This window comes from Bradyrhizobium sp. (assembly GCF_036009065.1).
GTDB lineage: Bacteria > Pseudomonadota > Alphaproteobacteria > Rhizobiales > Xanthobacteraceae > Bradyrhizobium.
The window spans coordinates 1-13,156 of the sequence record NZ_DASYMN010000326.1; the positions used below are offsets into that span (position 1 = coordinate 1).

At 63.0% G+C, this 13,156-nt stretch carries 12 protein-coding genes, 1 tRNA gene and 1 pseudogene; 7 read left to right on the forward strand and 7 right to left on the reverse strand.

Annotated features, from left to right (window positions below; translation table 11 throughout):
• The 3 genes from carB to VGP39_RS20175 all read right to left on the reverse strand — a co-directional run.
• Positions 1–2,160: carbamoyl-phosphate synthase large subunit (gene carB / locus VGP39_RS20165; protein ID WP_327569857.1), on the reverse strand; the 2,160-nt coding region annotated here is incomplete at its 3' end.
• 228 nt (positions 2,161–2,388) lie between these two features.
• Positions 2,389–2,465 (reverse strand) — tRNA-His (locus VGP39_RS20170).
• A 179-nt stretch (positions 2,466–2,644) separates the two neighbouring features.
• Complete coding sequence (locus VGP39_RS20175) at positions 2,645–3,340, reverse strand: class I SAM-dependent methyltransferase (RefSeq protein ID WP_327569858.1); 696 nt, start codon at positions 3,338–3,340, stop codon at positions 2,645–2,647.
• Positions 3,341–3,463: 123 nt separating this feature from the next.
• On the opposite strand from VGP39_RS20175, the gene VGP39_RS20180 reads away from it, so the two are divergent.
• A complete protein-coding gene (locus VGP39_RS20180; RefSeq protein WP_327569859.1) occupies positions 3,464–3,991 on the forward strand; it encodes a DNA starvation/stationary phase protection protein in 528 nt (175 codons plus the stop codon).
• A 102-nt stretch (positions 3,992–4,093) separates the two neighbouring features.
• Here VGP39_RS20180 and VGP39_RS20185 read toward each other — a convergent pair whose 3' ends face one another.
• Both VGP39_RS20185 and carA read right to left on the reverse strand, forming a co-directional pair.
• Positions 4,094–4,615 (reverse strand): hypothetical protein, encoded by a 522-nt coding sequence (locus tag VGP39_RS20185; RefSeq protein WP_327569860.1) that lies wholly within the window; start codon positions 4,613–4,615, stop codon positions 4,094–4,096.
• A gap of 178 nt (positions 4,616–4,793) precedes the next feature.
• Positions 4,794–5,984, reverse strand: coding sequence for a glutamine-hydrolyzing carbamoyl-phosphate synthase small subunit (carA, locus tag VGP39_RS20190; RefSeq protein WP_327569861.1), 1,191 nt, complete (start codon positions 5,982–5,984; stop codon positions 4,794–4,796).
• Between the two features lie 206 nt (positions 5,985–6,190).
• Between carA and VGP39_RS20195 the strand changes: the two genes are divergently transcribed.
• From VGP39_RS20195 to VGP39_RS20205, 3 genes are all read left to right on the forward strand, one after another.
• The gene (locus VGP39_RS20195; protein ID WP_327569862.1) at positions 6,191–6,892 is read left to right on the forward strand and encodes an alpha/beta fold hydrolase; all 702 of its coding nucleotides are present in this window, start codon (positions 6,191–6,193) and stop codon (positions 6,890–6,892) included.
• A 73-nt stretch (positions 6,893–6,965) separates the two neighbouring features.
• Positions 6,966–7,418 (forward strand): GatB/YqeY domain-containing protein, encoded by a 453-nt coding sequence (locus VGP39_RS20200; RefSeq protein ID WP_327569863.1) that lies wholly within the window; start codon positions 6,966–6,968, stop codon positions 7,416–7,418.
• A gap of 224 nt (positions 7,419–7,642) precedes the next feature.
• Positions 7,643–9,253: an acyl-CoA synthetase gene (locus tag VGP39_RS20205; protein WP_327569864.1), complete on the forward strand. Its 1,611-nt coding sequence runs from the start codon at positions 7,643–7,645 to the stop codon at positions 9,251–9,253.
• 106 nt (positions 9,254–9,359) lie between these two features.
• Here the strand turns inward: VGP39_RS20205 and VGP39_RS20210 are convergent, their stop codons facing one another.
• The gene (locus VGP39_RS20210; protein ID WP_327569865.1) at positions 9,360–9,878 is read right to left on the reverse strand and encodes an SRPBCC family protein; all 519 of its coding nucleotides are present in this window, start codon (positions 9,876–9,878) and stop codon (positions 9,360–9,362) included.
• A gap of 190 nt (positions 9,879–10,068) precedes the next feature.
• Here VGP39_RS20210 and VGP39_RS20215 point away from each other — a divergent pair, with 190 nt between their 5' ends.
• From VGP39_RS20215 to VGP39_RS20225, 3 genes are all read left to right on the forward strand, one after another.
• Entirely contained in the window at positions 10,069–11,511 is a 1,443-nt protein-coding gene (locus VGP39_RS20215; RefSeq protein ID WP_327569866.1) for a hypothetical protein, read from the forward strand.
• 160 nt (positions 11,512–11,671) lie between these two features.
• Positions 11,672–12,211, forward strand: a complete 540-nt coding sequence (locus VGP39_RS20220; protein WP_327569867.1) for a hypothetical protein — start codon at positions 11,672–11,674, stop codon at positions 12,209–12,211.
• A gap of 222 nt (positions 12,212–12,433) precedes the next feature.
• Complete coding sequence (locus VGP39_RS20225) at positions 12,434–12,688, forward strand: hypothetical protein (protein ID WP_327569868.1); 255 nt, start codon at positions 12,434–12,436, stop codon at positions 12,686–12,688.
• Positions 12,689–12,855: 167 nt separating this feature from the next.
• Here the strand turns inward: VGP39_RS20225 and VGP39_RS20230 are convergent.
• Positions 12,856–13,156: pseudogene (locus VGP39_RS20230) on the reverse strand (LLM class F420-dependent oxidoreductase); the annotation flags it as partial.

Consider the following 13,156-nt stretch of genomic DNA (forward strand, 5'->3'; position numbering starts at 1 on the left):
GGCCACCAGCCGCGCCTGCTCGACCGAATAGGCGATGCCGTTCTTCGGCTGCTTCAGGCGCAGCTTGTCGAGCACGCGCTTGAAGCGGTCGCGGTCTTCGGCCAGATCGATGGCGTCCGGCGAGGTGCCGAGGATCGGCACGTTGGCGGCCTCCAGCGCGCGCGCGAGTTTGAGCGGGGTCTGGCCGCCGAACTGCACGATCACGCCGTGCAGGGTGCCGTTCTTGCGTTCGGTGTCGATGATCTCCAGCACGTCTTCCGACGTCAGCGGTTCGAAATACAGCCGGTCCGCGGTGTCGTAGTCGGTCGACACCGTCTCTGGATTGCAGTTGATCATGATGGTCTCGAAGCCGGCATCATGCAGCGCGAAGCAGGCGTGGCAGCAGCAGTAGTCGAACTCGATGCCCTGGCCGATCCGGTTGGGACCGCCGCCGAGAATGATCACCTTGTTCTTGTCCGACGGCGCGCTTTCGTCCGCAAAGTGGCCTGCGAACGGCGATTCATAGGTCGAATACATATAAGCGGTGGGCGAGGCGAATTCGGCAGCGCAGGTGTCGATGCGCTTGAACACCGGACGCACCTTCAGGCCGTGACGCAGCGCCTTCACCTCGGCCTCGGTGGTCCCGGCCAGCACCGCGAGCCGGGCGTCGGAAAATCCCATGGCTTTCAGGGTGCGCATGCCGAACGCATTCGCAGGAAGCCCGCTTTTCTTGATCTTGGCTTCCATCTCGACGATGCCGCGCATTTCCGCGAGAAACCACGGATCGATCTTGCACGAGGTGAAGATCTCGTCATTCGACCAGCCGAGCCGCATCGCCTGCGCCACCTGCAGAATCCGGTCCGGCGTCGGCGTGCCCAAGGCGGCGCGGATCGCATTCTTGTCGTCGCTGCGGCCGAGCCCCTCGATCTCGATCTCGTCGAGGCCGGTGAGGCCGGTTTCCAGCCCGCGCAGCGCCTTCTGCAGGCTTTCCTGGAAGGTGCGGCCGATCGCCATCACTTCGCCGACCGATTTCATCGAGGTGGTCAGCGTGGTGGAGGCGCCGGGGAATTTCTCGAACGCAAAGCGCGGAATTTTGACGACGACATAGTCGATGGTCGGCTCGAACGACGCCGGCGTTGCGCCGCCGGTGATGTCGTTGGCGATCTCATCGAGCGTGTAGCCGACCGCGAGTTTGGCGGCGACCTTGGCGATCGGAAAGCCGGTGGCTTTCGAGGCCAGCGCCGAGGAGCGCGACACCCGCGGGTTCATCTCGATCACCACCATGCGGCCGTCGGCGGGATTGACGCCGAACTGCACGTTGGAGCCCCCGGTCTCCACCCCGATCTCGCGCAGCACCGCCAGCGAGGCGTCGCGCATGATCTGGTATTCCTTGTCGGTGAGCGTCAGCGCCGGTGCCACGGTGATGGAATCGCCGGTGTGCACGCCCATCGGATCGAGGTTTTCGATCGAGCAGATGATGATGCAATTGTCTTTTTTGTCGCGCACCACCTCCATCTCGAACTCTTTCCAGCCCAATACGGATTCTTCGATCAGGACCTCGTCGGTGGGGGAGGCGTCGATGCCGCGCTCGACGATCTCGATGAACTCCGCCTTGGTGTAGGCGATGCCGCCGCCGGTGCCGCCCATGGTGAAGGACGGGCGGATGATCGCCGGCAGGCCGATGTCATCGAGCGCGCGCAGCGCGTCGGGCAGGTTCTTGGTCTGGATCGAGCGCGGCGTCTCGAGACCGATGCGGGTCATGGCCTCGCGGAAACGGCCGCGGTCCTCGGCCTTGTCGATGGCGTCGGCGGTGGCGCCGATCATCTCGACGTCGAATTGCTTCAGCGTGCCCTGCTTGCGCAGGGAAAGCGCGCAGTTCAGCGCGGTCTGGCCGCCCATGGTCGGCAACAGGGCAAACCCGCCGGGTATGACGTAGCGTTCCTTCTCGATGATTTTGGCCACGATCTCGGGCGTGATCGGCTCGATATAGGTGGCATCGGCCAATTCCGGATCGGTCATGATGGTGGCCGGATTGGAATTGACCAGTACGATGCGAAAACCCTCCTCCTTCAGGGTCTTGACCGCTTGCGTCCCTGAATAATCGAATTCGCAGGCCTGGCCGATCACGATGGGGCCGGCGCCGATGATCAGGATGGTCGAGATATCGGTTCGTTTGGGCATCAAGTCTCGCGGGCAGGAATTCGGGCACAAAAAAAGGGCGCGCGTGCCGCGCGTCCCCTGTGTCTGGCGCTCGGGATCGACCTTGCGCGCGCGTGTCTTTAGACCAGATTCCGCACCCGCGAAAGGCCCTTAAAGGCGCAATTAACCCGCCTTCGCCCTTTGGGCTACGGCGAGGCTGGCCCCCGCCATGGTTGGCTCGCCTAGCCGAAGCTGCGGAGCAGCGAAGGCTGGAGGCCCGGCCTGGATTCGAACCAGGATAAAGAGCGATGCACCGCTCCCGCGTCGACGCTTTCCGCCACCGGGCCACGGCGATCATGAGCCATTGTGCCGCAGGGGGCCACGTTTACCCCTTGTTAACCCTAATTGGCCTGTCATTGCGAGGAGCACTTGCGACGAAGCAATCCAGTTCTTTTTTCGCGGCTTCTGGATTGCTTCGCTGCAACGCGGGCGAAGCCGGCCCGTTGGCTCGCAATGACGGTTGGACCTAAAACGCGTGCCGCGCGACGAAGGTCATCCGCCACGGATTGTGGCCAATGTTTTGATGCGCGCGCGACGCGGTCAATCCGGCGGCGGCAAGCTTGGCGATCATTTCGGCCTCGCTGTAGCGCTGCAGCCCGATGCGGGTACGCAATAGGCGGTAGTCCGACAGCGCGGTAGAGGCCAGACCGTAAAACGCGTCTTTCAGGAAGCCGTGGGTGCCTGCGAATTTCAGCAGCGCGACCACGTCCCGGCCCATGCCGACCTCCGGGCGCAGGATATCGCCCAGCACCAGCCGGCCGCCTGGCTTCAGCAGCCGGCGGATCACGGCGAAGGCGGCATCAAGTTCGCCCGGCGTCATATATTGCGCCACCGAGTTCATCACCGCGAGATCGACCGATTTTTCCTCCATGTGCCTGAGGTCATCAAGCGATCGCACCCGGATTTTGGTGTTGGGCGCAAAGCGGGCGATCAGCCGGCCGCGCACGCCAGGTGCGGGCTCCGCAAGAATGAGCTTGCCGCAGGCTTCCGCTACCCGCGCCGCCGACAGCGCCTCGCCGCAGGAATAGTCCAGCACCACGGCATCGGGCGAGGAGATGTAGCCGACGATATCCTTGGCGATCACCTGAAAGTGCAGGTCGCGATGCCGCTTGCTCGCATAGATAGTATGCGTAGAATCGTAATAGTCGATCCAGTCGTCCATTTATCTGCAGATCCGGCAAATAAGGGTTCCCGCAAGGGAACCCGAGTCCTATATGGGCGTTAGAGGGTCCGGCCGCCAAAGTCCATGGCCGCCAAGGTCCGCGTCCTAACAGGAAGGTGCATCGTGAGCAAAGCCAAGTCCGACAAGGTTTCCCCCGATCTCGATACCCCGACCGATCTGCCGCAGGCCGCGGTGGACGAGATTTCGGCGTCGCTCAATGTGCTGCTGGCCGACGCCTTCGCGCTGTACCTGAAAACCAAGAATTTCCACTGGCATGTCAGCGGCCGGCATTTCCGCGATTATCATCTGATGCTCGACGAGCAGTCGGATGCGATCTTCGCCACCACCGATCAGCTGGCCGAGCGGGTGCGCAAGCTCGGCGGAATCACGTTGCGCTCGATCGGGCAGATTTCCAAGCTGCAGACCATCAAGGACAACAACGAGAGCTATGTACCGCCGCGCGAGATGCTGCGCGAACTGATGGAAGACAACAAGCAGATGGCCGCGGCGATGCGAAAGGCGCACAAGCTCGCCGACGATCACGAGGATTCCGGCACCGCCGGACTGCTCGAAGCCTTCATCGACGAAACCGAGCGCCGCACCTGGTTCCTGTTCGAGGCCAGCCGGCAGGAGGGCAGCAACGAGGCGTAAGAATTGTAGGGTGGGCAAAGGCGGCTCTTCGCGCCGCGCCCACCATCGTGCGACGAGGATGGTGGGCACGGCGCCAAGAGCGCCTTTGCCCACCCTACAATTCTACTTCCACAATCTCACCAGCGGCCCATCTTCCCCCAGCACCGGATCAGTCTCCGGCAGCTTCACCGCCGGAATCGTCTTCAGCGCCTTGGCGTGATTTTCCGGCGTCGGCAGCGTGACGTGCATCCTCGGACCCGGCGGATAGGCGCCGACCACGCAGAAATCCCGGCTGTGCGAAAGGCACTGGTGCCCGGTGCCGGCAGGCAGGATCGCGACGTCGCCCGCCGCGATCTCGATTTCCTTACCCGCGTCGCCGCCGAACCGCACGCGCGCGTGGCCGCGCGCGACGCCAAGCGCCTCATGCACGGTCGCATGGTAATGCAGATAGTCGAACACACCATTGCGCCACATCTCGCCCCAGCCATTGACGCCGAACAGGCCCTCGATGGTCTTTTCAGGGTGTCCGTTGTCGATGTCGATGGCCTGCTTGTAGACCAGGAACGGCAGCGGGTTGTTGGGCACGAGGCCATCGTCTTCGAAGACGAAGGTCAGCGGTTTCATATTTTCGCGCGTGACCGACATGACGCTTCTCCGACGACTTAAACGAACTCAGCCGCCTCACGTTCCCGTCATCCTGAGGAGCCGCGCGCGTGCGCGGCGTCTCGAAGGATGGCTGCGAGCACCGTCGCCTGCGGCCATCCTTCGAGGCTCGCCCAAGAGGGCGAGCACCTCAGGATGACGGCTGCATGCGTCGCGTCTGCTAGGCGCTCTTGTTCGCCCGCATCAGATCGGCGAAGCGCTTGAACAGATAATGCGAGTCGCGCGGACCCGGAGAAGCCTCCGGGTGATACTGCACCGAGAATACCGGCTTGCCGTCGAGCTGAATGCCGCAATTGGAGCCGTCGAACAGCGAGATGTGGGTCTGCGTCGCGCCTTTCGGCAGCGTCGCCTGGTCCACTGCAAAACCGTGATTCATCGAGGTGATCTCGACCTTGCCGGTGGTCTCGTCCTTGACGGGATGATTGGCGCCGTGGTGGCCCTGATGCATCTTCCTGGTCTTGGCGCCGACGGCCAGGCCCAGCATCTGATGCCCGAGGCAAATTCCAAACGTAGGCATGCCGGAATCGATAACCTTTTGAATCACCGGCACCGCATATTTGCCGGTCTCGGCGGGATCGCCGGGGCCGTTCGACAAAAACACGCCGTCCGGCTTCATGGCCAGGATGTCCTCGGCTGAGGTCGTCGCCGGCACCACGGTAATCTTGCAGCCTTCGCCGGCGAGCAGGCGCAGGATGTTGCGCTTGATGCCGTAGTCGATCGCGACCACGTTGAACTCCGGCGCGGTCAGTTGCCCAAAACCCTTGTCCCACGCCCACGGCGTCTCGTCCCAGTCAAAGCGCTGGCCGGAGGTGACCATCGGCACCAGGTCCATGCCCTCGAGGCCGGGCCATTCGCGCGCCTCCTCCTTCAAGCCGTGCAGATCGAACGCGCCGTCTTTCGCATGCGCGATGACGCCGTTGGGCATGCCCTTGCTGCGGATCAGCGCGGTCAGCGCTCGGGTATCGATGCCGGAGATACCGATGATGCCGCGGCGCTTCAGCCATTCGTCGAGATGGCGCACCGAGCGATAGTTCGAGGGGTCGGTAATGGCGGATCGCAGGATCACGCCGCGCGCGCCCGGCGTCGCCGCCATGTTCACCGTTTCGATGTCTTCGTCGTTGGTGCCGACATTGCCGATATGCGGAAAGGTGAAGGTGATGAGCTGCCCGGCATAGGAGGGGTCGGTAAGGATCTCCTCATAGCCGGTCATCGCGGTATTGAAGCAGACTTCGCCTACCGCCTGCCCCTCCGCGCCGAGCCCGAAACCTTCCAGCACGGTGCCGTCGGCAAGCACGAGCAGTGCGGTCGGCTTGTGATCCGGCCAGGCGGATGCGTTTTCTGGTGTGGTCATGAGCGCATTACATAGTCGCCGCCTGCGCCGGCGTCAAAGCCGGAAGCCGGCTTTCTTCGTCATGGCCGGGCTTGTCCCCGCCTGCGGGGCCGAAGCCCCTTCGGCGAGAGGAAGGCCCGGCCATCCACGTCTTTCTTCTGGCTATGCTAATAAGACGTGGATGCCCGGGACAAGCCCGGGCATGACGAACTTCTAGGCATGGCGCTATGGACAATACGATGCCGATTCTGCTCGTTCCGGGTCTTGCGGGCTCGCCGCGAATCTATGCGCCCGTCATCGCCGCGCTGTGGCGGTATGGCCCGGTGACGGTGGCCAATCATGTCCGTGACGACAACATGGCCTTGATCGGGCGCCGCATCCTTGCCGAGGCGCCGCCGCGCTTCGCGCTCGCCGGCCATTCGATGGGCGGCTACATCGCCTTCGAAATCATGCGGCAGGCGCCGGATCGGGTGGCGAAGCTGGCGCTGATCAACAGCCAGGCCCGGCCCGATACGCCTGAGGCAAGCGCGCGCCGCCGCGGCCAGATCGCGCGGGCAAGGGCCGGCGAGTTTCACGCCGTGCTGGACGAATTGTTTCCGGGTTTCGTGCATCCATCGCGGCGCGGCGACGCCGCTCTGCGCCAAGTGGTGCACGACATCGGCGAGGACATCGGCGCCGAGGCCTTTGCGCGCCAGCAGACCGCGGTGATCGGCCGCGCCGATTCGCGTCCCACGCTGGCTGTGATCAGGTGTCCGACGCTGGTGCTCACCAGCGACGAAGACCATACGATTCCCAACAGCCTGTCGGTCGAGATGGCCGATGGAATTCCCGGCGCCAAACTCATCATCACTGCGGATTGCGGGCATCTTCCGCAGCTTGAGCAGCCGCAGGCCACATCAGACGCGCTGGTCGAATGGCTGCGCAGCTAGTTGTCTCGCGCGCGCGGACCGCCTAGATCAGGTGCTGATCAATGCGGCGTCGGGCCGCGAGAGGACAGAGACGATGCTGCGCGACGATATCAACAACGCGGTCAAGGACGCGATGCGGGCCAAGGACGAGCGCAAGCTATCCACCTTGCGCATGGTCAATTCCACCATCAAGAACGCCGACATCGCCGCGCGCGGCGAAGGCAAGCCGCCGCTCAGCGACGCCGATTTGCTCGGCGTGTTTCAGAAAATGATAAAACAGCGCCAGGAATCCGTCGAGCTCTACGATAAGGGCGGCCGCGCCGAACTAGCCGCGCAGGAGCGCGAGGAGATCGCGATCATCCAGGCTTATCTGCCGAGGCAGATGTCGGAAGACGACGTGAAGGCGGCGATCTCCGCGGTCATCGCCGAAACCGGCGCCGCCGGCATGAAGGACATGGGCAAGGTGGTCGGCGCGCTAAAGGCGAAATACGCCGGCCAGATGGATTTCGGCAAGGCCAGCGGCCTGGTGAAGGCGGCGCTTTCTTAACCTCGCCCCGCTCTTCGCGGGGAGAGGTCGAAGCCGGAGCGCAGCGAAGGCTTCGGGTGAGGGGCCGGGCACCGCATTTGTCGCGATCACCGGGCCCGCGGGTCGTTAAACGTACCGACCCGATAGATTTTTTATTTGGTGGACGCATTGCCTTGCCCCTCACCCGCTCGCTACGCTCGCGACCTCTCCCCGCGAAGAGCGGGGAGAGGTGAAAAGGCGCTCTCATGCTCACCGAAACCACCGACTATGATACCCTTTACCGCGACTTCCGCTGGGACATCCCGGCGCGGTTCAACATGGCGACCGCATGCTGCGATCGTCATGCCGATGGCTCTGGCCGCACGGCGCTGATCTATGTCGATGAGGACGGCGGCACGAAGCGCACCTCGTTCGACGAGATGCGGGCATTCTCGAGTGCCTTCGCCAATGTGCTGAAGGCGGATGGCTTGCAGCGCGGCGACCGCGTTGCGGTGTTCCTGTCGCAGTCGTTGGAACTGCCGGTCGCGCATCTGGCGGCGTTTCGCGCCGGCATGGTCTCGGTGCCGCTGTTCACGCTGTTCGGCGAGGACGCGCTGGAATTCCGGCTCGGCAACTCCGGCGCCAAGGCCGTCGTCACCGACGAGACCGGTTGGGAAAAGCTCGCCAAGATCCGCGACCGGCTGCCGTATCTGCAGGACATCTACGTGACCTCGGGCGCCATCCACGCCGGCGCCAAGCCGTTCTGGGCCGCGATCGAGGCGGCATCCGAAGAATTCACCACCGTCGATACGTCCGCCGACGACCCCGCACTGATCATCTACACCTCGGGCACGACGGGCAATCCGAAAGGCGCGCTGCATGCGCATCGCGTCGTGCTCGGTCATCTGCCCAATATCGAGATGTGTCATGACTTCCTGCCCAAGCCCGGCGACCTGATGTGGACCCCGGCCGATTGGGCCTGGATCGGCGGGCTCGTCAACGCGCTGCTCGCGGCGTGGTATCACGGCGTGCCGATCGTCGGCCATCGCGCACGGAAGTTCGAGCCTCAAGCTGCGATGCAGATGATGGCGGATCAGGGCATCCGCAACGTATTCCTGCCGCCGACCGCGCTGAAGCTGATGCGGCAGGCCAATGTCGGACATCCCGGCGTCCGGCTGCGCAGCATCTTCACCGGTGGCGAATCCCTCGGTGGCGAGCTGCTGGAGTGGGTCCGCGGCACGTTCGGGATCGACGCGCACGAAGTGTTCGGCCAGACCGAATGCAACCTGGTGATCGGCAGCAATTCAAAACTGTTTCCGATCCGGCCGGGATCGATGGGCAAGGCCACGCCCGGCTTCGACGTCCGCATTGTCAACGAGCAGGGCGAGCAATTGCCGCGTGGCCAGCGCGGCATCATCGGCGTACGCCAGCCCAACCCCTGTACCATGATCGAATACTGGCGCAATCCGGAAGCGACGGCGAAAAAATATGCCGGCGGGTTTCTGCTCACGGGCGATCTCGGCGTGCAGGATGCGGACGGCTATTTCTGGTATGTCAGCCGCGAGGACGACGTCATCACCACGGCCGGCTATCGCGTCGGTCCGTCGGAAATCGAACACACACTGATGAAGCATCCGGCGGTGGCGATGTCGGCGGTGGTCGGCATTCCCGACCCGATCAGGACCGAGTCGATCAAGGCATGGATCGTGCTGCGGCCGGGATTTGCTCCTGATGATGCGCTGGCGCGCGAGATCCAGGACTTTGTGAAGGTGCAGCTCGCCGCGCATGAATATCCGCGGTTTGTGCAGTTCGCCGACAGCCTGCCGATGACCGCCACCGGCAAGGTGTTGCGTAGGGAATTGCGGGCGCTGGGGTGAAACACCGTCATTGCCGGGCTTGACCCGGCAATCCATCCTCTTCGCAAGAGTCGTTTCGAAGAGTGATGGATACGCGGGTCAAGCCCGCGTATGACGGCTAAACATGTTACTGCTGCGGCGTCTTGATCCCCATCTTCTTCAGCGCCTCCAGCATTTTCAGCGGCGGCTCCATCTTGATGGCGAGCGGCTTGCCGGTTTCCAGCACGCTCTTGAGGCTGGAAAGAATCGCGGGCCAGCCGGTGCGCCCGCCGGAAAGAATATCTTTGGAAAGCTCGCGCTCATGCAATTCGGTCATCGTCAGCCGCACCGTGTCTCCCGTCTGCGCGATCTCGTAAGTCACGATAGTCTGGCCGAGCTTCTCGACCAACCCAGGCCAGCCGACATTCCACGTCACGGACAACTTTCTTGGTGGTTCGCATGCGAGCACTCGGCCCTCGATATGGGTCGAACCGTCAGGCGCGCGCACGATGAACAAACCGCCGACTTTGGTTTCAATATGGACGGCGAAGCCGAAGAAGTATTGCCGGCTGAACTCCGCCGTCGTCAGCGCCTGCCACACCTTCTCCGGCGTCGCGGCGATGTAGATGGTGTAGGCGGTGTCGGGTCTAAAATTGTCGGTGTTCATCGATTAGTCCATCTCGAGCGCGGCGTAGGGGATTTCCAGAGGCTGCCCCCATTTCCAGAATGCTCTTGGGCTGGAAGGATCGCGGGCCAGCCCTTTGCATGTCAAGAGCGTGTTTTCACCAAGGGCTTTGCCGTGATATCGTCGCCGATCAGCCAACGAAGATTGGTTCGGATAATCAGGGTGGAAAATCATGACCGTGCGTTTCAAGCTGGCAGCGTTTCTCTGCTTGTCCTTTGCCGCCGCAGCCGCCGCCCATGCCCAGAGCCAGGCGATCGGCGCGCCGCCCGAAGCATCGAACATGAAGCTGGTCGGCAGCAACGACCTGCAGGCGCGCAGCGCCTACCAGCCGACGATTCATCGCCAGGGCGAGCGCTGGATCGCCTATATCGGACATCACGGCGGCACCGAGGACGTTCCGGCTCCGCTCAACCCGCAGACCGGAAAGGCCGAACCCAACGGCACCTCCATTGTCGACGTCACCGATCCGGCGCAGCCGAAATATCTGCGGCATATCCCGGGGCAGGAAGGCAAGTATGAGGCGGGCGGCGCGCAGATGGTGCGCATCTGCGAGGGCAAGGCGGTCCCCAAGGGCGATCGCAACGCGGTTTACATGCTGCGCAGCTTTGGCGGCGAGGCGCATGAAATCTGGAACGTCGCGGACCCAGCCAATCCGGTTCTCATTACGCGGATCGGCGGCCTCAAGGACACCCACAAGAACTGGTGGGAATGCGACACCGGCATTGCGTTTTTGGTGTCGGGCGCGCCCGACTGGCGCACGCGGCGCATGACGCAAGTGTACGACCTCAGCGATCCGGCGCACCCGATAAAAATCCGCGACTTCGGGCTGCCGGGTCAGGAGCCGGGCTCGACGGGCGCGGTGCCGACCGAGCTGCACGGCCCGATTTCGACCGGCCCCGAAGGCAATCGCGTCTATTTCGGATACGGCACCAACAAGGGCGGTTTCCTGCAGATCGTCGACCGCGAAAAGCTGCTCAACGGACCGAAGGAGCCGACGCCGGACAATCTGCGCTCACCCGAAATCTCCCGGCTGGCGATGTCCGCCTTCAACGGCGCGCATACCGTGTTTCCGATGAAGGGCATGCCGATCGCCGAATTCGCCAAGGACAAGGACGGCAAGACCCGCGACATCGTGATGATCGTCGACGAGGCGATCCTCAACGAATGCAATGAGCCGCGGCAGATGGTGTGGTTCGCCGACGTCACGGTCGAGAACCGTCCGATGATGATTTCGAGCTTTACGGTGCCGGAATCAAGCGGCGCGTTCTGCGAGCGGGGAGGGCGGTTCGGCTCGCATTCGTCGGGCGAGAGCATGGCACCGGTCTATTACAAGAAGATGGCGTTCATCGCCTTCTTCAATGCCGGGGTGCGCGCGCTCGACATCCGCGATCCCTATCACCCCAGGGAAGTCGGCTATTTCATTCCCCCGATCACGGGCGCGACCGACAAGCGCTGCGTCAAGATCGACGGCAAGGACCGTTGCAAGACGGCGATCCAGACCAATAATGTCGAGACCGACGAGCGCGGCTACATCTACATCGTCGACCGCGCCAATACGGGGATGCATATTCTGGAACTGACCGGCGATGCACGCGCGGTGGCGGGGCTGCCATGACCGATCACCACACGCAGCGCCGTCATCCTGAGGAGCTCGCCGTCTTCAGCGAGCCTCGAAGGATCGCCACGAGCGCTTGCAGCCTATCCTTCGAGACGCCGCGCAAGCGCGCGGCTCCTCAGGATGACGGCGGTATGTGGGGCGGCGGATATGCGAAGACATGCGCAAACTGCCGTTGATCGCATCTGCCCTTGCGATTTGCGCGCTGTCCGGCGTCGCCGCCTGGGTCAGCGCGCGGCCGGCCATCGAGGGCTGGCGCGAGATCGCCTGGCCGTTCCCGCGCGACGGCTGGCCGGCGGGACGCGCGTTTCGCTGTGACGCAGTGCTGTGCGGCGGCGAGATCGAACTCTACGTGCGGCCGAAGATCGGCTTTTGCAATTGCGATAACGGCGTTGCCGATGACGATGAAGTTGACCGCGTTGCGGATGTCGATCTGATCAGCGAACGGTTCGATCCGGTCGAGCAGGGAAAAGCAATCGAAGTTGCCGGCATGAAGGGGCGGTTGCGGAGCTATCGCTTGCAAATGGCGGCCGGCCCGCAACATGCGGCTGTTGGAATGGCGGTGTCGCGGCGATGCGACCTGCTGGTCGCCAGCGCGCACGGCAAAGGCGAGGCGTCCGAAGTCCGGCGCGTTGCATTGAGTTTTCTCGGCAGAGACGACATGGAGCGCTGGATAAAGACTGTCTTGGATGGTCGATGATATGCAATTCGATCTGCACTGGGCGCCGGGGGTGGCGGTGAATTTGGGCCCTTTCGGACCGCTCGATGGCGGTGCGGCGTGCGCAGAAATCGTTCGACAAACATGTTTAGCAAACTCGATGGTCCGTTGTCTGATGGCGCGGCAAGAGCCAAACAACTCTTGATACCTATCAAAAATCAATCAAGGATCGAGCATTCGTGCAAATTGAATTCGGAATGACCCATGGGTTTGTTTGACGTGGAGGTGACTGACTCTTCGTTGGGCTGGGAGAATATCAAGGCCGCCAAAAGCTCGACTGAGACCTGGATGAAGGCCGAGTTGGAGAAGCTATGGACGTACTACGAGCCAAAGGCCGACGAGGGCGTTTCGCGCCGAGTTCGCGCGACAGCCCGATACAAGATTTTGGGAAATGTACCTCGGCACACACTTGGGGCGCAGCCTATCAGTCCCTGCATCATCGTCACGCCTCGGATTTGAGGACGACTTGGCTGCTATCCCGTGGGGGAGGGTTAAACGGACGCGCGAAGCCACCTTCGCGTATGATGGATTTATGGGATGTCTGGTGTCGGGTGGAGAGCGGACTTCAGGAATGCACAGCGCCAAGTCCGCTAAGACCCAAAACGGACATTGAAACTTCTGACCCTTTAGAGCGCCATCACGAGGGCCGCGCTTTCATCCAGCATGGGCAAAATCGCGTCTCGGGGCTTGGGCGGAAGCATCAGGACGACCCGATCAACGCCGGCGTCACGATAGCGTTTTAGCACGTCTAGGTCTCGGGGCGCCCCGAAGACGTTGAAGGAGAGAGACGCGGGATCGCGGCCAGCGTCCTTTGCCATTTGACGGAATTGCGGCAGCACCTCGAGCGGATCCAGCACGCGCCCGCCGATCGGAATCCAGCCGTCGCCGTAGGCGATCGCTCGTCTTGCTGCGTGGGGGAATGCGCCC